Genomic DNA, 19129 nt, shown 5'->3' on the forward strand with positions numbered 1-19129 from the left:
GCAAGGCTAAAACTCAAAGGAATTGACGGGGGCCCGCACAAGCAGCGGAGCATGTGGCTTAATTCGACGCAACGCGAAGAACCTTACCAAGGCTTCACCACGGCCGCGGCCTGGTCGACCACCGAGCGGCCCTTCTTCGCCTTGACCCCCGAGGCGCGCAGCCCGTGCGTCGCGGTGACGGTCGACATCCGCTCGTCGACCAGCCGCACCGGCACCGGGTAGAGCCGGTTGGCCAGCCGCGCCGCGTACGCGCGGACCTTCTCCGCCGCCGGGCCCTCCTTGCCGCTCAGCGAGCGCGGCAGCCCGACGATCACCTCCATCGCGTCGTACTCCTCGACGATGGCGGCGATCCTGGCCTGCGACTTCACGCCGGCCGGGACGGTCTCCACGGGCGTGGCGAGCACCCCGTCGGGGTCGCAGGACGCGACCCCGATCCGGGCGTCCCCGACGTCGACGGCGATCCGCCGCCCCCGTCGGAACGGGCGCTCCTCCTGGACGGGCTCCATCAGCTGGCGCGCTCCGCGACCAGGCCGCGCACCGCGGCGATGGCCTCGCCGACCGCGGCCGGGTTGCTGCCGCCGCCCTGGGCGACGTCGTCCTTGCCGCCACCGCCGCCGCCGAGGGTCTTGGCGGCCACGCGGACCAGCTCGCCGGCCTTGACGCCCCGGCCGCGGGCGTCCTCGTTGGTGGCGATCACGGTCAGCGGGCGGTCGTTCGCCACGGTGAAGGCGGCGACCACGGCCGGGCGCGAGCCGAGGCGGCCGCGCACGTCCAGGACGAGCTTGCGCAGCTCGTCCGCGCCCACGCCGTCGGCGACCTGCGCGGCCACCACGGAGATCCCGTGCACGTCCTCGGCCGAGTCGGCCAGGCCCGCCGCGGCGGCCAGCACCTTCTCGGCGCGGAAGCGCTCGATCTCCTTCTCGGCGTCCTTGAGCTTGGCGAGCATGCCCGAGATCTTCTCCGGCAGCTCCTCCGGGCGGCCCTTGACCAGCTCGGTGAGCTGGGCGACCACGGTGTGCTCGCGGGCGAGGAACTTGTACGCGTCGACGCCGACCAGCGCCTCGACCCGGCGCACGCCGGAGCCGATCGAGGACTCGCCGAGCAGCTTCACCAGGCCCAGCTGGGCGGTGTTGCCGACGTGCGTGCCACCGCACAGCTCCTTGGAGAAGTCGCCGATGGTGACGACCCGGACCTCGTCGCCGTACTTCTCGCCGAACATCGCGATGGCGCCGGCCTTGCGGGCCTGGTCCATCGTCATGACCTCGGCGGTGACCTCCAGCTCGCGGCCCAGCACGTCGTTGATCTTCTGCTCGACGTCGACCAGCACGCTGCCCGGGACGGCGGCGGGCGAGCCGAAGTCGAAGCGGAAGCGGCCGGGGGCGTTCTCCGAACCGGCCTGGGCGGCCGTCGGGCCGAGCGCGTCGCGCAGCGCCTGGTGGGTCAGGTGGGTGGCCGAGTGGGCGCGGGCGATCGCCCGGCGGCGGTCGATGTCGATCGTGGCGTACGCCGAGGCGCCGAGCACGACCTCGCCGAACAGCACGCCGCCGGAGTGCACGACGACGCCCGGGACGGGCTGCTGCACGTCGCGGATCTCCACCACCGCGCCGGACTCCAGCCGGATCCGGCCCTGGTCGGCGAGCTGGCCACCGCCCTCGGCGTAGAACGGGGTGCGGTCGAGGATGATCTCGACCTCGTCGCCCTCGGAGGCGGCCGGCGCCGGAACGCCGTCCACCAGCAGGCCGACCACGGTGGCCTCGCCCTCGGTGAGGGTGTAGCCGGTGAAGACGCTGGCACCGCTCTTGTCGGCGACCTCGCGGTACGCGGCGACGTCGGCGTGACCCATCTTCTTGGCCTTGGCGTCCGCCTTGGCGCGGTCCCGCTGCTCCTGCATCAGGCGGCGGAAGCCGGCCTCGTCCACCTGGAGGCCCTGCTCCTCGGCCATCTCCAGGGTGAGGTCGATCGGGAAGCCGTAGGTGTCGTGCAGCTTGAAGGCCTGGTCGCCGGAGAGGACGGCGCCGCCGGACTGCTTGGTCTCGGTGACCGCGGCGTCCAGCAGGCTGGTGCCCGCCTTCAGGGTCTGGAGGAAGGCCACCTCCTCGGCGATGACGACCGTCTCGATGCGCTTGCGCTCGGTCTCCAGCTCCGGGTACTGCGGGGCCATCGCCTTGATGGCGGTGTCGATGAGCTCCTTGGCCACCGGCTCGGTGGCGCCCAGCAGGCGCATGTTGCGGATGGCGCGGCGCAGGATGCGGCGCAGCACGTAGCCGCGGCCCTCGTTGCCGGGGGTGACGCCGTCGCCGACCAGCATCAGCGCGGTGCGGATGTGGTCGGTGACCACGCGCAGCGAGACGTCCGACTTGTGGTCGGCGCCGTAGGTGTGGCCGGTCAGCGCGGCGGCGTGGTCGAGGATCATCCGGCTGGTGTCGATCTCGAAGAGGTTGTCGACGCCCTGGAGGATGGCGGCGAGGCGCTCCAGGCCGAGGCCGGTGTCGATGTTCTTGCTCGGCAGGTCGCCGAGGATCTCGAAGCCGTCCTTGCCGTCGCCGTGGCCGCGCTCGTACTGCATGAAGACCAGGTTCCAGATCTCCAGGTAGCGCTCGCCGTTGACCGCCGGGCCGCCCTCCTCGCCGTACGCGGGGCCGCGGTCGTAGTTGATCTCCGAGCACGGGCCGCACGGGCCGGGGACGCCCATCGACCAGAAGTTGTCCTTCATGCCGAGGCGCTGGATCCGCTCGGACGGGACGCCGATGACGTCACGCCAGATCTGCTCCGCCTCGTCGTCGTCCTTGTAGACGGTGATCCAGAGCTTCTCCGGCTCCAGGCCGTAGCCGCCGTCCGCGACGGGAGTGGTGAGCAGCTCCCAGGCGAACTTGATGGCGCCTTCCTTGAAGTAGTCGCCGAAGGAGAAGTTGCCGCACATCTGGAAGAAGGAGCCGTGCCGGGTGGTCTTCCCGACCTCCTCGATGTCCAGGGTGCGCACGCACTTCTGGACGCTGGTGGCGCGCGAGAACTGCGGCTTGATCTCACCCAGGAAGTAGGGCTTGAACGGCACCATGCCGGCGTTGACCAGCAGCAGGGTGGGGTCGTCGGCGACCAGGGACGCCGACGGAACGACGGTGTGGCCGCGCTCCTCGAAGAAGCGCAGCCAGCGGCGGCGGATCTCAGCCGACTCCATTAGTGGTCCTTCCGGTTCGGGGTGCCGTCCCGCGGCGGCAGGGCGCGGCGGGACGGGTTTTCGATGGCTTGGGGGGTCTGGCGGGCACTGCGGGACGGGGGCAGGGCGGCGGCCGGGCTGCCGGGCGCCGCCGAGATAGCTCGGTACTGCGGCTCGCCCCGGAGGGCCCGGCGCTGCCGGGGCTCGACGACGGCGGTGCCGTGCAGCCCGAGGTCGTCGCGCAGCTGCTCCTCGCGCTCGGCCATGCCGGCCCGCACGTCCTGCGCGAACTGCTTGGCCAGGTCGCCCAGGTGCAGCGCGCCGCGCGCGGCGGTGCCGGACAGGTTGTCCGGGGTGAGCCGCTGCACGGCCTCGTTGGCCTTGTTCATGGCCCAGACGGTGGCGCCGGCGCCGACCGCCATCCAGAAGATGCGTCGCACCACGTCGTCAGCCCCTCACCGCACGCCGGACCCGCGAGAGCAGGCCGTTCCTGGGCGCGGTCGCGGCACGCACCTCGGCCCGGATCAGCCGGGCCAGCTCCTCGCGCTCGCCCGCCTGGGCGGGCACGGTCGGCAGGCCGCCCTGCTGCTTGGCGACGGCCTTGCGGACGCCGTAGCTGAAGGCCGCGACCTTCACCAGCGGCCCGCCCAGCGTGGCCGCGACGGTGGAGGACAGCGCGTTGGCGTTGGCGGCGGCGTCCTGCACGTTGGCGGTGATCTCGTCGACCCGCTCCAGCTGCTGGTTGGCGCTGCGCACCGCGGCGCCCGCGTCGGTCAGCAGCGGGACGGCCTGTTCGGTGACCGCGGAGACCAGGACGGTGGCCTCCTTCAGCACCCGCGAGAGCCGGACCAGCACCACGGCGAGCAGGGTGACCAGGACCGCCCAGAACACGGCGACGAGCAATCCGGCCAGCTCTCCCACGGACACCTTTGCGCGCTCCCTCGCCTTGCTGTTTCCCGAAAGGAACCCTATCGCGCCGACGCGCGGTTTCCGGACCGGGTTACGGCCGGTGATCCGGTCGGGTGTACGAACCGCGCGCGTAACCTACCGTTCGGTCACCTCGTTCTGCCAGGCGGGCCGTCGCCCGTACGGCCCGACACACGTCCGGGCCGTGGCGGTCCGGGCCGGAACACGGGGAGCACCGCTTGGCCGTCGACTGGACAGCACAGCCCGGGGAGGCCGCGGCGTGGCCGCGCGGGACGGAGCCCGGCCGGCTGCCGGCCGAGGTCACCGGCTTCGTCGGGCGGCAGCACGAACTGACCGAGCTGGCCCGCCTGTTGGCCGCCGCCCGGCTGGTCACGGTGACCGGGACCGGCGGGGTCGGCAAGAGCCGGCTGGCGCTGCGCGCGGCGGCCCGGGCGGCCGGCGCCTTCCCGGACGGCACCTGGCTGGTGGACGTGGCCCCGGTGCAGGATCCGCTGCTGCTGGGCCACGCCGTCCTGGAGGCGCTGCGGCTGACCGACGGCACCGCCCGGCCGCCGCTGGACGTGCTGACCGGGCAGCTGGCCGGCCGGCGCCTGCTGCTGGTGCTGGACGGCTGCGAGCACCTGGTGGAGGCCTGCGCGGAGCTGGTGGACGCCCTGCTGCGGGCGCTGCCCGGGCTGCGGGTGCTGGCCACCAGCCGGGCCGCGCTGCGGGCCGGCGGCGAGCACCTGCTGACCCTGGCGCCGCTGCCGGTCGGCCCCCTGCCGGCGGGCCCGCCGGCCAAGGACCGGGCCCACCCGGGCACGCTGCCGGACGCGGTGCGGCTGTTCGCCGAGCGGGCCCGCGAGGTGCTGCCGTCCTTCGAGGTGACCGAGGCGAACACCGAGGCGGTCGGCCTGCTCTGCCGCCGGCTGGACGGCATCCCGCTGGCCGTGGAGCTGGCGGCGGTGCGGCTGCGGGCGCTGTCGGTGGAGCAGATCACCGCCCGGCTGGACGACCGGTTCCGGCTGCTCACCGGAGGCGCCCGGACGGCCCTGCCGAGACACCAGACGCTGCGGACCACGATCGGCTGGAGTCACGAGCTCTGCACGGTGCAGGAACGTTTATTCTGGGCCCGCCTGTCGGTCTTCGCCGGCGGCTTCGACCTGGAGGCCGCCGAGTACGTCTGCGCCGGCGAGGGCATCGAGGCCGAGGACGTGCTCGACCTGCTCACCGAACTCGTCGCCAAATCCGTGGTGATGCGCGAGGACAGCGCCTTCGGCGTCCGCTTCCGGCTGCTGGACACCCTGCGCGAGTACGGCGGCCACTGGCTGCGCGCGGCCGGCGAGGAACACCGGCTGCTGCGCCGCCACCGGGACTGGTACCTGGGCGTGGCCACCTGGGGCGAGGTCGAGTGGTTCGGATCCCGGCAGGCGGAGACCGCCGAACGCACCGAGCTCGCCCACACCAACCTGCGCGCGGCCCTGGAGTTCTGCCTGGCCGAGCCCGGCGAGGAGCAGATCGCCCTGCTGCTGGCCGGCACGCTCTGGTTCTACTGGGTCGGCTGCGGCCACCTCGGCGAGGGCCGGCACTGGCTGGACCGCGCGCTCGCCCTGGACCGCTCCCCGACCGAGGCCCGCGCCAAGGCGCTCTGGGTGACCGGCTACATGGCCACCCTCCAGGGCGACCTGGAGGCGGCCCGCCCAGCCCTGGAGGAGTGCCGCCGCCAGGCCCTGGACACCGGCGACGACCGGGCGCTCGCCTACGCCGTCCACAGACAGGGCTGCGCGGCCCTGATCGGCGACGAACCGGCCCGCGCCGCCGAGCTGTTCGAGGAGGCGCTCTGGCACTACCGCAGCATCGGCGAGCTCAACAGCAACGTCCTGATGGCCATGTTCGAGCTGGGCATCGCCTACCTCTTCCAGGGCGACCAGGAGAGCGGCGAGCTCTGGATGGGCCAGGCCCGGGAGCTGTGCGAGGAGCACGGCGAGCAGTGGGCGTACGCGTACGTGCTGTACGCGATGGCCTACTCGCACTGGCTGGACGGCGCCGTGCGCGCGGCCCGCGCCCTGGCCCGGGAGTGCGTCCGGCTCAACCACCTGTTCCACGACCTGCTGGGCATCGTGCTGGGGATCGACCTGCTGGCACTGCTGGAGACCGAGCCCAGCGGCCCGGACACCCCGGGCAACCTGTGCGAGGCCCGGGTGCTCCAGGGCGCCGCGCACCGGATCTGGCGCACCGTCGGCACGCCGTTCCTGGGCTCGCGCTCCTTCTTCGGCCCGCACCAGGAGTGCGCCGAGCGGGCCCGGGCCGGCCTGACCGAGCAGGAGTACGAGGACTGCTACGAGGCCGGCGCCCGGCTCGACCTGGACGCCGCGGTCTCCCGGGCGCTGGGCGGCGGCGGGGCCGCCGACGGCCCCGGACCGGGGCCCGGGCCGCACGCGGTGCCGCCCGCGCCGGCCCCCTCGCCGGTCCGGAATAGTTGAAACTTGTCCGTTGCTTGAGGGGGCAAGGAACCACCCGGAAGGAGCCCCCCGTGGCCGTCCAGACCGCCGCCGACGAGTACCGCCTCGCGAAGTTCCACTTCGAGTCCAAGTCGTACAGCGACGCCGCCCGCATGCTGGAGGGCGTGCTGGCCGAGGAGCCGGCCAACCTCTCCGTCCGGCTGCTGCTCGCCCGCAGCTACTACCACTCCGCCCAGCTCGGCCGCGCCGAGGCCGAACTGCGCCGGATCCTCGACGCCGACCCGGCCGAGGACTACGCCCGGCTGATGCTCGGCCGCACCCTGGAGCGCCAGGGCCGCGCCGCGGAGGCCCGCCCGCACCTGCGGCTGGCCGCCGCGATGACCGGCGAGAGCCTCTGACGACGCCCCGGGAACGGGGCGAGCCCCCGCCGCCTCGGAAGGCGACGGGGGCTCGCTGGGGTACCGCAGGTGCGGGACCAGCCGCGGGTCAGCGCGAGTAGTACTCGACGACCAGCTGCTCGTCACAGATCACCGGGACCTCCTTGCGCTGCGGCGCACGGTCCAGGCGGAAGGCCAGGGCCTTCAGGTTGACCTCGAGGTACTTCGGGGTCTGGCCCTCGCCCGCGTAGCCACCCTCACGGGCGACCTGGAACGGGACCTTCTCCTTGCTGCGCTCGCGGACGGTGACCACGAAGCCCGGCTTCATCTGGAACGACGGCTTGTTGACCTTGCCACCGTTGACCTCGATGTGGCCGTGGACGACCATCTGACGGGCCTGGTAGATGGTGCGGGCGATGCCCGAACGCAGCACCAGCGAGTCCAGACGGGTCTCCAGCTCGGCGACGAGCGCCTCACCGGTCTTGCCCTCGGCCTTCTTCGCGCGGTCGAACGCACGCGACAGCTGCTTCTCGCTCAGGTCGTACTGGGCGCGAAGACGCTGCTTCTCGAGCAGACGGACCTTGTAGTCCGAGTTCTGCTTGCGGCCACGGCCGTGCTGGCCGGGCGGGTACGGGCGGGCCTCGAAGTACTTGACGGACTTCGGGGTCAGCGGCACGCCGAGCGCACGCGCGATCTTGACCTTGGGACGCTTCTGGTTCGCCATGAACCAAACCTTCCTTGCTTACGAATACGGCTTCACCAGGTGTTGACGGAGGTCGCATCTCGCGACCCGGAGAAAACCCCGCCGTCTGCGCGACGGGATCAGCCGCTCTCCGGAGCCGGGCACGAATGTGCTTGTCACACGGAACAGCCCAGAACCTGGGCCGCCCGCGACACCGAAACGGTGCGCGACGCTCCTGGTGCGGACCTCCCGGAGGAGGCCTACGGCCGGTGTCCCGCTGGTGCGGCCGGTCGGCTGGGTCTCCCCCGCCGCCGTCCCGGGACATGGCACTCCGATCGAGTATACCGGGCGGATCACTGCCCCTTGAGCCGCCCCCGCGTCCACTCCACCACGTCCGCGTACCGGGCCTCGCCGCCCCGCCGGGTCGGCTGGTAGTACTCCTTGCCGTGCACCGCGTCCGGCGCGTACTGCTGCGCCGCGATGCCCTCCGGCAGGTCGTGCGGGTACTGGTAGCCCTGGCCGTGGCCGAGCTTGCCCGCCCCGCCGTAGTGCGCGTCCCGCAGGTGCGGCGGCACCGCGCCCGCCAGGCCCTGCCGGACGTCCGCCAGCGCCGCGTCGATCGCCAGGTAGGCCGCGTTCGACTTGGGCGCCAGGGCCAGCGCGATCGCCGCCTGGGACAGGATGATCCGCGCCTCCGGGAAGCCGATCAGCGCCACCGCCTGGGCCGCCGCGACCGCCGTCGGCAGCGCCGTCGGGTCCGCCAGGCCGACGTCCTCGCTGGCCGAGATCATCAGCCGGCGGGCGATGAACCGCGGGTCCTCGCCCGCCTCGATCATCCGGGCCAGGTAGTGCAGGGTGGCGTCCACGTCGCTGCCGCGGATCGACTTGATCAGCGCGCTCGCCACGTCGTAGTGCTGGTCGCCGTCCTTGTCGTAGCGGACCGCCGCCTGGTTCACCGCCGTCTCGGTGGTGGCCAGCGTGATGCCCGCCTCGCCCTTCTCCAGGGCCGCACCGGCCGCCGCCTCCAGCGTGGTGAGCGCCCGCCGGGCGTCCCCGCCGGCCAGCCGCACCAGATGGTCCTCGGCCTCCGCGGTCAGCTCCAGCGCGCCGCCCAGCCCGCGCTCGTCGGCCACCGCGCGGCGCAGCAGCGCGCGGATGTCCTCGTCGGTGAGCGACTCCAGGGTGAGCAGCAGCGACCGGGACAGCAGCGGGGAGATCACCGAGAAGTACGGGTTCTCGGTGGTGGCCGCGATCAGGGTGACCCAGCGGTTCTCCACCGCCGGTAGCAGCGAGTCCTGCTGGGCCTTGGAGAAGCGGTGGATCTCGTCCAGGAAGAGCACCGTCTCCCGGCCGCTCATGCCGACCGCCCGCCGGGCGCCGTCGATCACCGCCCGGACCTCCTTGACCCCGGCGGTGATCGCGGACAGCTCGACGAAGCGGCCCTCCACGGCCTGGCTGATCACGTGCGCGAGGGTGGTCTTGCCGGTGCCGGGCGGGCCCCAGAGGATCACCGAGCTGGTCGCCGCCGGCCCGCGCGAGCCCGCGACCAGCCGGCGCAGCGGCGAGCCGGGCTTCAGCAGCTGCCGCTGCCCGGCCACCTCGTCCAGGGTGCGCGGGCGCATCCGCACGGCCAGCGGGGCCCGGCCCGGCTCCCGGCTCTGGCGTTCCTCGGCGGCGGCGGTGAAGAGGTCCGGTTCGTCCACACCGGAAGCCTATGCGAGCACGCCGACACACCCGCCCGGGTCAGGGCTAATCCTGCGAGGGGCGGTCCAGCAGGACCACCTCGAACTCCTCGACCGAGCGCACCGTCACGCCCGCGGCGGCGGTGATCCTGGCCCGGGCCTCGGCCTGCGGGCCGCGCGAGGCCGCCAGTGCGGCCTGGTCCCGGAAGACCGCACCCACCGAGGCGCGGCCCCGGTCGCGCTGGATCAGCAGGGCGCCGCCGACGAAGCCGTCCATCTGCTGGAGCCTGGGCAGGCCCTTCTCCCGGAAGAGCTCGACCAGCCCGTCCGCCGCGGCCGGGTCGAAGTCGGCCCGCACCAGCCGGAAGCCACCGCCGGGGCCGCCCTCCCCGGGCGGGGCGAACACCGCGGCCTCCCAGACGTCGGTGGCCGCCGTCCCGCCGAAGGGCGCCACCAGTTCGGCCCGCCGCTCGCGCAGCCGCTCGTCGCTGGCCCGCTCGGCCTGCGCGCTCTCCCACCAGGAGCCCATGGTGAACACCCCGAGCTCCCGGTTGGCGAACAGCCCGAAGCCCCGGTAGCCGGGCTCGGCCGTGAGCAGGCCGAGCGCCTCGCCGCGCAGTCCGTCGAGCGCCAGGTCGAGGCGGGCCGGGTCGCCGGTGAAGTAGCCGGTGCGTACGAACATGGGCGGAGTCTCCTGACGTCCGGCGGGCGCCGCGCCGGGCGCCCGCGCCGTGCTGGTCAGGTCCATCGCACGGCCTGGCCCCGGCCGCGGCAAGGCCACACGGCCATTCGGAGGACGTCCGGGTACGGTGCCCTACCCCAGCCCGGCCGCGTGGTCCGGGATGTACTTCTGGAGGTCGCGCGGCGGCCGCTGGTAGCCGCGCGGGGCCGGGCGGGGCGGCAGGTCCACCTCGGGAGCGGTGATCTCGTGGTACGGCACGGTGGAGAGCAGGTGGGCGATCATGTTGATCCGGGCCCGGCGCTTGTCGTCGCTCTCCACCACGTGCCAGGGCGAGTCCGGGGTGTCGGTGTAGACGAACATCTCGTCCTTGGCCCGCGAGTACTCCTCCCAGCGGGTGAGCGACTCGACGTCCATCGGGGAGAGCTTCCAGCGCTTCATCGGGTCCTCCAGCCGGGCCCGGAACCGCCGCTCCTGCTCGGTGTCGCTCACCGAGAACCAGTACTTGCGCAGCAGGATGCCCGCCTCGATCAGCATCCGCTCGAAGGTCGGGCACTGGTGCAGGAACTGCCAGTACTCCTCGTCGGTGCAGAAGCCCATCACCCGCTCGACGCCGGCCCGGTTGTACCAGCTGCGGTCGAACAGCACGATCTCCCCGGCGGCCGGCAGCTCCTCGACGTACCGCTGGAAGTACCACTGGCTCTTCTGCCGCTCGGTCGGGGTCGGCAGCGCCGCGACCCGGGCGATGCGCGGGTTGAGATACTCCGTCACCCGCTTGATCGCGCCGCCCTTTCCGGCCGCGTCCCGCCCCTCGAAGACCACCACCAGCCGGGCCCCCTCGACCCGCACCCACTCCTGGAGCTTCACCAGCTCCTGCTGGAGCCGCAGCAGCTCCCGCTCGTACGACTTGCGCGCCAGTCGCTGCCCCTCGGCCACCCGGGACTCCTCCGTCCACCCGTTCCTGATGAACCCTCACGGTAGGCGCCGGCAGCCGGTTCCGCAGGTCGTGGCGCCCGTGTGCGGCAGCGGCGGCCCCCTGAACCGCCGCTGCCGGACTCCCCCGTCGGGTCGGCGCGAGACCGAACGATCAACCTTGGCCCACACCTGCCGAGCGGGTCCAATTTCCCGTTCCATAACCTTGGGGCATGGATGTCGACACCCGTCTGCTGCGCAGCTTCGCCGCGGTCTGCGAGGAGGGGCAGCTGACGGCCGCGGCGGCCCGGCTGTTCGTCTCCCAGCCGACGCTGACCAAGCAGATCCGCCAGCTGGAGACCCTGCTCGGGGTCGAGCTGTTCGAGCGCTCGCGGCACGGCATGGCGCCCACCCCGGCCGGCCGCGCGCTGGCCGCGCACACCGGCGCGATGCTGGCCGGCTGGGACGACGCGCTGCGCGCCACCCGGGCGGCGGCCGCCGAGCAGGGCTCGGTGCTGCGGGTGGGGTTCGAGGGCGGGATCGTCAATCTGATGAGCCGGAGCACGGTCATCGACTTCGCCCGGCGGATGCCCGGCTGGCAGGTGGAGCTGCGGCAGAACAACTGGTTCGACCCGACCTCGGGTCTGGCCACCGGGGAGATCGACCTCACGCTCTGGCACGGCCCGCCGTGGCTGTCCGAGCAGTACAACGCGGCCGTGCTCGGCCAGGAGGCGCGGGTCGCGGCGCTGCCCGCCGGACACCGGTTGGCCGCCCGGGCCGAACTGCGCTTCGAGGACCTGGTGGACGAACCGTTCGTGGCGATCCCGCACGAGGCCGGGCACTGGCGCGACTACTGGCTGGCGGTCCGGGAGCGGGGTGGTCGTCCGGTGCGGATCGGCGCGGTGGCGCACAACACCGACGAGTGGCTGGCCGCGGTGGTGTGCGGCCAGGGGATCGGATTCGCACCGGAGACGATGAGCCGGCTGGCCGCGCGGGACGACGTGGCGTACCGGCCGGTGGTGGGGCTCAGCCCGAGCCAGGTCGGGCTGTACTGGCCGAAGGACCGCGAACTCACGCCGGCGATGGCCGCGTTCGTGCGCAGCTGCCGGGCCACGGTGTTCTTCGGCGCAGCGGTCTAGACCGGCAGGTCTAGACCGTCGCGACGAAAGGTTCCGGGTAGCGGCAGAGCCCGCGCGGCCCGCCGTCGTACGCCGGCAGCGGCAGCGCCTGGAAGTAGGCCTCCGGCACCTCGAACGGGCCGCTGACCTCGTGCCGCCCGGCCGGGGTGAAGCCGAACCGCCCGTAGTACCCGGGGTCGCCGAGCACGACCACGAGCTTCTCCCCCGCCTCCTCGGCCGCCGACAGCGCGGCCCGGACGACGAGTTCGCCGACGCCCTTGCGCTGCCACTCGGGCGCGACCGCGACCGGCGCGAGCGCCAGACCCGCACCGTCCTCGCCGACCTGAAGCCGAGTCAGCAGCGCGTGCCCGATCACCAGCCCGGACTCGTCGACCGCGACCACCGACAGCCCGGGCAGCCAGGCCGGATCGCGGCGCAGCGCGTCCACCAGGTCCGCCTCGTCCGGGCCGGGGAACGCGGCCATGTGGACGCGTCTGGTGGCCGGGGCGTCCTCCGGACATTCGACTCTGGTTGTCACCTGCATTGAGTCAACCCTCCCTGTGTCACACGCCGTTGTGGACCGGCCCCGGACGGTGGGTGGACCGTCCGGGGCCGTTGCAGGTTAGCGGATGCGAAATCCGCGGATGCGAAATCCGATGTGGCGTCAGGCCTTGGGCTGTGCCTCGGACTTGGCGTCCTCGCGGAGCTTCGGCTGGGCGTCCACGCCGGCCTCGCGGCGCTGCGCCGGGGTGATCGGGGTCGGGGCGCCGGTCAGCGGGTCGCCACCGGTGGACGTCTTCGGGAAGGCGATGACGTCCCGGATGGTGTCGTACCCGCCCAGCAGCGTGACGATCCGGTCGAGGCCGAAGGCGACGCCACCGTGCGGCGGCGGGCCGTAGTTGAAGGCGTCGAGCAGGAAGCCGAACTGCGAGGCCGCCTCCTCCTCGGAGAGGCCGATCGCGTCGAACGCCCGCTTCTGCACGTCCCGCTGGTGGATACGGATCGAACCGCCGCCCAGCTCCGAGCCGTTGAGCACCAGGTCGTAGGCGTTGGACAGGGCCGAACCGGGGTCGGTGTCGAAGCTGGCCAGCGACTCGGCGGTCGGCGCGGTGAACGGGTGGTGCACCGCGTGCCAGCCCTGGAACGCGCCCTTGTCGTCCTCGATCGGCTCGAACATCGGGAAGTCGACGACCCAGAGGAAGGCCCACTGCGACTCGTCGATCAGCTCGCAGCGGCGGCCGATCTCCAGGCGGGCGGCGCCCAGCAGCTCCTGCGAGGGGCGCTGCTTGCCGGCCGCGAAGAAGATCGCGTCGCCGTTCTTGGCGCCGGCGGCGGCGGCCAGGCCTGCCAGGTGCTCCTCGGAGAGGTTCTTGGCGACGGGGCCGCGCAGCTCACCGGTCTCGGCGTCGATGACGACGTAGGCGAGGCCGCGGGCGCCGCGCGCCTTGGCCCAGTCCTGCCAGGCGTCGAGCGCCTTGCGCGGCTGGGAGGCACCGCCCGGCATGACCACGGCGCCGACGTACGGGGCCTGGAAGACGCGGAACTCGGTGCCCTTGAAGTACTCGGTGAGGTCGGTGAGTTCCTGGCCGAAGCGGACGTCCGGCTTGTCGGAGCCGTAGCGGGACATGGCGTCCGCGTAGGTCATCCGGGGCAGCGGGTTGGGGATCTCGTAGCCGTGCACCTCGCGCCAGATGGCGCCGACGATCTTCTCGCCGAGGGCCAGGATGTCCTCCTGGTCGACGAAGGAGGCCTCGATGTCCAGCTGGGTGAACTCCGGCTGGCGGTCGGCGCGGAAGTCCTCGTCGCGGAAGCAGCGGGCGATCTGGTAGTAGCGCTCCATGCCGGCCACCATCAGCAGCTGCTTGAACAGCTGGGGCGACTGCGGCAGCGCGTACCAGTGGCCGGGCTGAAGGCGGACCGGGACGAGGAAGTCGCGGGCGCCCTCGGGGGTGGAGCGGGTGAGGTACGGCGTCTCGATGTCGAGGAAGTCGTTCTCCTCCATCACCCGGCGGATGATGTTGTTGACCTTCGAGCGCAGCCGCAGGCCCTTGGCCGGGCCCTCACGGCGCAGGTCCAGGTAGCGGTAGCGCAGCCGGACCTCCTCGTTGACCGTGCCCGGCTCGTACTCGGCGACCGGGAACGGCAGCGGCGCGGCCTCGGAGAGCACCTCGATCTCGCTGACGACGACCTCGACCGCACCGGTCGGGATGTCCGGGTTCTCGTTGCCCTCGGGGCGCACCCGGACGTCGCCGACGACCTTGACGCAGTACTCGGCGCGCAGGCCGTGCACCGACTCCAGGTCGCGGACCACGATCTGCACGGTGCCGGAGGCGTCGCGCAGATCGATGAAGGCGACGCCGCCGTGGTCGCGGCGGCGGGCGACCCAGCCGGCCAGGGTGACGGTGGTGCCTGCATACTCCGGGCGGAGCGTGCCCGCGTCGTGCGTGCGGATCACAGCTGCTTCTCCTTCAGGGTGGTGACGAGTGCGTCGAGGGCGACGGGGTTCTGCTCGCCGGTGGTGAGGTCCTTGAGCTGGACGACGCCCTCGGCGAGGTCCCGGTCCCCGGCGACGAGGGCGAAGCGGGCGCCGGACCGGTCGGCGGACTTCATGGCGTTCTTGATGCTCTTGACGCCGAAGGCGAGGTCGGTGGCGACGCCGGCCCGGCGCAGCTCGACCACCTTGGCGAACAGGACGTTCTTGGCCTCCTCGCCGAGCGCGACGGCGTACACGGAGGTGGCGGCCGGCAGGTCGAGGGCGACACCCTCGGCCTCCATCGCCAGGAAGGTGCGGTCCACGCCGAGCGCCCAGCCGACCGAGGGCAGCGCCGGGCCACCGATCATCTCGGACAGGCCGTCGTAGCGGCCGCCGCCGCCGATCGCGGACTGCGCGCCGAGGCCGTTGTGCACGAACTCGAAGGTGGTGCGGGTGTAGTAGTCCAGGCCGCGGACCAGCTTCGGGTCGTCGACGAAGGCCACGCCGTTGGCGGTGAGCAGCTCGCGGACCTTCTCGTCGTACGCCTTGCAGTCCTCGCACAGGTAGTCGCGCAGCTTCGGGGCGTCGACGAGCTGGGCCTGCACCGACTCGCGCTTGTCGTCCAGCACGCGCAGCGGGTTGATCCCGGCGCGGTGACGGGTGTCCTCGTCCAGGTCCAGGCCGGCCAGGAACTCGACCAGGGCGGCGCGGTAGACCGGGCGGCACTGCTTGTCGCCGAGGCTGTTGAGCAGCAGCGAGTAGTTGCTCAGGCCCAGCGAGCGGAAGGCGTCGTCGGCCAGGATGATCAGCTCGGCGTCCAGCGCCGGGTCCTCGGCCCCGATCGCCTCGGCCCCGACCTGGGAGAACTGGCGGTAGCGGCCCTTCTGCGCCCGCTCGTAGCGGTAGTAGGAGCCGGAGTACCAGAGCTTGACCGGCAGGTTGCCCTGCTTGTGCAGGTTGGCCTGGAGGGCGGCGCGCAGCACCGAGGCGGTGCCCTCCGGGCGCAGCGCGAGCTCGTCGCCGCCCCGGGTGGTGAGGTTGTACATCTCCTTGCTGACGATGTCGGTGGACTCGCCGACACCGCGGGAGAACAGCTTCACGTCCTCGAAGACCGGGGTCTCGATGTACCCGTACCCGGCCCGGCGGGCGGGGGCGGCGATGCGCTCGCGGATCGCCAGGAAGGTCGCGGAGCTGGGGGGCAGCAGGTCGTAGGTGCCCTTGGGGGCGGTGAAGGTGCTCAACTTCTCTTCCGTCACATTCCTCGTCGCGGGAAGGCCGGGGCGCCGGCCGCCCCTGCTGCCTGTCGGAGGTAGGGGTTGGTGGCGCGCTCGCGGCCGATGGTGGTCTGGCCGCCGTGGCCGGAGAGGACCACGGTGGTGTCGTCGAGGGGCAGGCACACCCGGGCCAGCGACGTCATGATCGCCTCGCTGTCCCCGCCCGGGAGGTCGGTACGCCCGATGGAGCCGGCGAACAGCAGGTCGCCCGAGAACAGCACCGGGGGGAGGTCCTCGGCACCGGGCGTCCGGAAGGTCACCGACCCCCCGGTATGGCCCGGGGCGTGGTCCACGGTGAGCTTCAGGCCGGCCAGCTCCAGCACGCTGCCGTCGGTGAGCTCGCGGACGTCGTCGGGCTCGCCGACGGTGAGCTCGCCCATCAGCTGGGTGCCCAGGGAGCGGCCGAGCGCCTTCTCCGGGTCGGACATCATGTACCGGTCCTCGGGGTGGATCCAGGCCGGGACGCCGCGCGCGCCGCAGACCGGGACCACCGAGGCCACGTGGTCGATGTGGCCGTGCGTGAGCAGCACGGCGACCGGCTTCAGCCGGTGCTCGCGGACCAGCTCCTCGACGCCGCGGGCCGCCTGGTGGCCGGGATCGACGATGACGCACTCCTCGCCCGCCGCCGGAGCGACCAGGTAGCAGTTGGTGCCCCAGGCTCCAGCGGGGAATCCGGCGATGAACACGCGCGTCCTTCACGGGTTACGGCTGCAAGGTGCGATGCGGCTAATGGTCGATGTACGGGCAGCCTACCGGCGGTGCGGGTCCGGTTGCGAACCAGATAGGGGTGGCGCCGCGGTTCGTCCTGACAGGTTCACCACGTTCTTACGGGCCGGGTCCCTACACTTGGCCGCCGATGGATGCGATGATCCGCTGCGGAATCCCATCCACTCTTCCAGCACAACTGGTCCAGCACATCTGTAGGAGACACAGCCGGTGGTCACCAGCGAACAGCGGCGGCGGCAGCTCGCCAAGGACAAGTACGAGCGCCAGATGAAGAACCGCGTGGCCGCCGCAGCCGCGCGCAAGCGCCGCAACACGATCCTCGGTGCCTCGCTGGCCGTGGTCGTGCTGGCCGGCGGCGGCGCGCTGGTCGGCACCGGGGCGTTCAGCTCCGACGACAAGGACAAGAAGACCGACGCCGCCGCCACCGCGCAGGCCGCGCCGACCAAGGGCACCGAGCCCACCACCCCGACCCGCAAGCCGGTCGAGGGCTGCACCGACCCGGCGCCCGGCGCGCCGAACGGCAAGCAGTACAAGGCCGAGCCGGCCATGACCATCGACGCGGGCGCCTCGTACACCGCGACGCTGGACAGCAACTGCGGCAAGGTGACCATCGCGCTGGACGCGGCCAAGGCCCCGCACACCGTGAACTCCTTCGCCTTCCTCTCCGGCGAGCAGTACTTCGACCACACCAAGTGCCACCGCCTCACCACCAGCGGCATCTTCGTGCTGCAGTGCGGCGACCCGACGGCCAGCGCGACCGTGCCGGGCGGCATGGGCGGCCCCGGCTACAAGTTCGCGGACGAGAACCTGACCGGCGCGACCTACCCGGCGGGCACCGTGGCGATGGCCAACTCCGGCCCGGGCACCAACGGGAGCCAGTTCTTCCTGGTGTACAAGGACACCCAGCTGCCGCCGAACTACACCCCGTTCGGCAAGATCACCGGCGGTCTGGACGTGGTGCAGAGGATCGCCGCCGCGGGCACCCTGGAGGGCGCCCCGGACGGCCACCCGATGGCCGACGTCACCTTCAACGCGGTTACCACCACGAAGGGTTGACGAATTCCGGGGCCGCCCGCGACCAGCGCCGCAGGCGCAACGGGGCGGCCCCGGACCGAAATCGCCCGGCCCGGATGCGGACAGCACCGGGCCTGGTCGCCTATGTTGGCGTTGTATAGGGTGCCCGGACCCGCCAAGCCGCCACCCACGGCAGCTACACCAACTCGGCGGACGGGGACGGCGGACTCATCGGTCCGCCGCACATCAACTGTGGACGACGGACGCGCGCCGCCCCGGCGCGGGCGCGACGTCATGTGGAGGACGCGCTATGAGCAGCGACCCGTGGGGCCGTGTCGACGAGCAGGGCACGGTCTACGTCAGGACGGCCGACGGCGAACGCGTCGTGGGTTCCTGGCAGGCCGGCTCGCCCGAGGAGGCCCTCGCCTACTTCGAGCGCAAGTACCAGGGCATCGAGGTGGAGATCGGCCTGCTGGAGAAGCGGGTGCGCACCACCGACCTCGCCGCCAAGGACGCCCAGACCGCGCTGGAGCACCTGCGCACCCAGGTCGTCGAGGCGCACGCGGTCGGCGACCTGGACGCCCTGGCCAAGCGCCTGGACACGCTCGCCGGTGAGATCGAGAGCCGGCGCGAGGAGCGCAAGGCCGCCCGCGCCAAGGCGCAGGACGAGACCCGCACCGCCAAGGAGGCGCTGGTCTCCGAGGCCGAGCAGCTCGCCGAGTCCACCCAGTGGCGGGAGGCCGGCGACCGGCTGCGCGCCCTGGTGGACACCTGGAAGGGCCTGCCCCGGCTGGACCGCAAGAGCGACGACGAGCTGTGGCACCGCTTCTCGCACGCCCGCTCGGTCTTCTCCAAGCACCGCAAGGCGCACTTCGCGACCCTGGACGCCGAGCGCGAGCAGGCCCGGCAGACCAAGGAGGCGCTGGTCGTCGAGGCCGAGGCGCTCTCCTCGTCGACCGAGTGGGGTGACACCGCGGCCCGCTACCGCGACCTGATGGCGCGCTGGAAGGCGGCCGGCCGGGCGCAGCGGGACGTCGAGGACGAGCTGTGGGCGCGGTTCCGCGGCGCCCAGGACGTCTTCTTCCAGGCCCGTTCCGCGGTGTTCAGCGAGCGGGACGCCGAGCAGGTGGAGAACCAGAAGCTGAAGGAGGCGCTGGCCACCGAGGCCGAGGCGATCCTGCCGATCACCGACCTGAAGGCCGCCAAGGCCGCGCTGCGCGACGTCAACGAGCGCTGGGAGGCGATCGGGCACGTGCCGCGTGACGTCCGTCCGAAGCTGGACGGCCGGCTGAACGCGGTCGAGCGGGCGATCCGCGAGGCCGAGGACGCCGAGTGGAAGCGCTCCAACCCGGAGGCCAAGGCCCGCGCCGCCGGCATGGTCGGCCTGTTCCAGGCGAAGGCCGACAAGATCCAGGCCGACCTGGACAAGGCCCGTGCGGCCGGCAACGCGTCCAAGGCCGCCAAGCTGGAGTCCGAGCTGGCCGGCGTGCAGACCCTGCTGGAGCAGGCGCACCGGAGCCAGGAGGAGTTCAGCGGCTGATCCCGGCCCCCGAACGACGGAAGGCCCCCGGGGACGTGGCGAATTCGAAGGGTCGTTGCAACACGTGGTGAGTTGATCAAGCCGCGAGCAGTGTACGCAGGCGCTCGGCTGGAGTTTCCCAGCCGAGCGT

General features: G+C 72.6%; 17 protein-coding genes. 5 read left to right on the forward strand and 12 right to left on the reverse strand.

Annotated elements, in window-relative coordinates:
- Positions 1-83: 83 nt before the first annotated feature.
- From ruvX to ABTY15_RS37875, 4 genes are read right to left on the reverse strand one after another with little or no spacing between them, the layout of a single operon-like run.
- Complete coding sequence (gene ruvX / locus ABTY15_RS37860) at positions 84-506, reverse strand: Holliday junction resolvase RuvX (RefSeq protein WP_350606425.1); 423 nt, start codon at positions 504-506, stop codon at positions 84-86.
- Positions 506-3175, reverse strand: coding sequence for an alanine--tRNA ligase (gene alaS, locus ABTY15_RS37865; protein ID WP_350606429.1), 2670 nt, complete (start codon positions 3173-3175; stop codon positions 506-508). Before alaS ends, ruvX begins: the two co-directional genes overlap by 1 nt.
- The gene (locus ABTY15_RS37870) at positions 3175-3597 is read right to left on the reverse strand and encodes a DUF6167 family protein (RefSeq protein ID WP_350606433.1); all 423 of its coding nucleotides are present in this window, start codon (positions 3595-3597) and stop codon (positions 3175-3177) included. Before ABTY15_RS37870 ends, alaS begins: the two co-directional genes overlap by 1 nt.
- 4 nt (positions 3598-3601) lie before the next feature.
- Entirely contained in the window at positions 3602-4081 is a 480-nt protein-coding gene (locus tag ABTY15_RS37875; protein WP_350606435.1) for a DUF948 domain-containing protein, read from the reverse strand.
- Positions 4082-4299: 218 nt separating this feature from the next.
- Between ABTY15_RS37875 and ABTY15_RS37880 the strand changes: the two genes are divergently transcribed.
- Entirely contained in the window at positions 4300-6543 is a 2244-nt protein-coding gene (locus tag ABTY15_RS37880; protein ID WP_350606438.1) for an ATP-binding protein, read from the forward strand.
- 50 nt (positions 6544-6593) lie between these two features.
- The gene (locus ABTY15_RS37885) at positions 6594-6920 is read left to right on the forward strand and encodes a tetratricopeptide repeat protein (RefSeq protein ID WP_350606441.1); all 327 of its coding nucleotides are present in this window, start codon (positions 6594-6596) and stop codon (positions 6918-6920) included.
- Between the two features lie 88 nt (positions 6921-7008).
- Here ABTY15_RS37885 and rpsD read toward each other — a convergent pair whose 3' ends face one another.
- From rpsD to ppk2, 4 genes are all read right to left on the reverse strand, one after another.
- Positions 7009-7623, reverse strand: coding sequence for a 30S ribosomal protein S4 (gene rpsD / locus ABTY15_RS37890; protein ID WP_196952100.1), 615 nt, complete (start codon positions 7621-7623; stop codon positions 7009-7011).
- A 311-nt stretch (positions 7624-7934) separates the two neighbouring features.
- Positions 7935-9284: a replication-associated recombination protein A gene (locus tag ABTY15_RS37895; protein ID WP_350606447.1), complete on the reverse strand. Its 1350-nt coding sequence runs from the start codon at positions 9282-9284 to the stop codon at positions 7935-7937.
- A 46-nt stretch (positions 9285-9330) separates the two neighbouring features.
- Entirely contained in the window at positions 9331-9945 is a 615-nt protein-coding gene (locus tag ABTY15_RS37900; RefSeq protein ID WP_350606450.1) for a hypothetical protein, read from the reverse strand.
- Positions 9946-10077: 132 nt separating this feature from the next.
- Positions 10078-10878, reverse strand: a complete 801-nt coding sequence (gene ppk2, locus ABTY15_RS37905; protein ID WP_350606455.1) for a polyphosphate kinase 2 — start codon at positions 10876-10878, stop codon at positions 10078-10080.
- Between the two features lie 209 nt (positions 10879-11087).
- On the opposite strand from ppk2, the gene ABTY15_RS37910 reads away from it, so the two are divergent.
- Entirely contained in the window at positions 11088-11993 is a 906-nt protein-coding gene (locus tag ABTY15_RS37910; RefSeq protein WP_350606458.1) for a LysR family transcriptional regulator, read from the forward strand.
- Between the two features lie 10 nt (positions 11994-12003).
- On the opposite strand, the gene ABTY15_RS37915 is transcribed toward ABTY15_RS37910, so the two are convergent.
- From ABTY15_RS37915 to ABTY15_RS37930, 4 genes are all read right to left on the reverse strand, one after another.
- Complete coding sequence (locus ABTY15_RS37915; protein WP_502893682.1) at positions 12004-12516, reverse strand: GNAT family N-acetyltransferase; 513 nt, start codon at positions 12514-12516, stop codon at positions 12004-12006.
- A gap of 120 nt (positions 12517-12636) precedes the next feature.
- Complete coding sequence (gene aspS, locus ABTY15_RS37920; RefSeq protein ID WP_350606467.1) at positions 12637-14427, reverse strand: aspartate--tRNA ligase; 1791 nt, start codon at positions 14425-14427, stop codon at positions 12637-12639.
- The gene (hisS, locus tag ABTY15_RS37925) at positions 14424-15686 is read right to left on the reverse strand and encodes a histidine--tRNA ligase (protein ID WP_350606471.1); all 1263 of its coding nucleotides are present in this window, start codon (positions 15684-15686) and stop codon (positions 14424-14426) included. Before hisS ends, aspS begins: the two co-directional genes overlap by 4 nt.
- Positions 15687-15697: 11 nt before the next feature.
- Positions 15698-16405 carry an MBL fold metallo-hydrolase gene (locus ABTY15_RS37930; protein WP_350606474.1) on the reverse strand — a complete coding sequence of 236 codons (708 nt, stop codon included), beginning with the start codon at positions 16403-16405 and terminating at the stop codon, positions 15698-15700.
- A 250-nt stretch (positions 16406-16655) separates the two neighbouring features.
- Between ABTY15_RS37930 and ABTY15_RS37935 the strand changes: the two genes are divergently transcribed.
- Both ABTY15_RS37935 and ABTY15_RS37940 read left to right on the forward strand, forming a co-directional pair.
- Complete coding sequence (locus tag ABTY15_RS37935; RefSeq protein ID WP_350606478.1) at positions 16656-17501, forward strand: peptidylprolyl isomerase; 846 nt, start codon at positions 16656-16658, stop codon at positions 17499-17501.
- Between the two features lie 268 nt (positions 17502-17769).
- Complete coding sequence (locus ABTY15_RS37940; RefSeq protein ID WP_350606479.1) at positions 17770-18999, forward strand: DUF349 domain-containing protein; 1230 nt, start codon at positions 17770-17772, stop codon at positions 18997-18999.
- Positions 19000-19129 lie beyond the last annotated feature (130 nt).

Source organism: Kitasatospora sp. NPDC097643, assembly GCF_040302625.1.
GTDB lineage: Bacteria > Actinomycetota > Actinomycetes > Streptomycetales > Streptomycetaceae > Kitasatospora.

What these genes read in the sequence shown, in the direction of transcription:
- ABTY15_RS37940 (WP_350606479.1), top strand. Translation starts at nt 17,770, where the DNA reads ATGAGCAGCGACCCGTGGGGCCGTGTCGACGAGCAGGGCACGGTCTAC.
- ABTY15_RS37915 (WP_502893682.1), bottom strand. Translation starts at nt 12,516, where the DNA reads ATGCAGGTGACAACCAGAGTCGAATGTCCGGAGGACGCCCCGGCCACC.
- ruvX (WP_350606425.1), bottom strand. Translation starts at nt 506, where the DNA reads ATGGAGCCCGTCCAGGAGGAGCGCCCGTTCCGACGGGGGCGGCGGATC.
- ABTY15_RS37900 (WP_350606450.1), bottom strand. Translation starts at nt 9,945, where the DNA reads ATGTTCGTACGCACCGGCTACTTCACCGGCGACCCGGCCCGCCTCGAC.
- ABTY15_RS37910 (WP_350606458.1), top strand. Translation starts at nt 11,088, where the DNA reads ATGGATGTCGACACCCGTCTGCTGCGCAGCTTCGCCGCGGTCTGCGAG.
- rpsD (WP_196952100.1), bottom strand. Translation starts at nt 7,623, where the DNA reads ATGGCGAACCAGAAGCGTCCCAAGGTCAAGATCGCGCGTGCGCTCGGC.
- alaS (WP_350606429.1), bottom strand. Translation starts at nt 3,175, where the DNA reads ATGGAGTCGGCTGAGATCCGCCGCCGCTGGCTGCGCTTCTTCGAGGAG.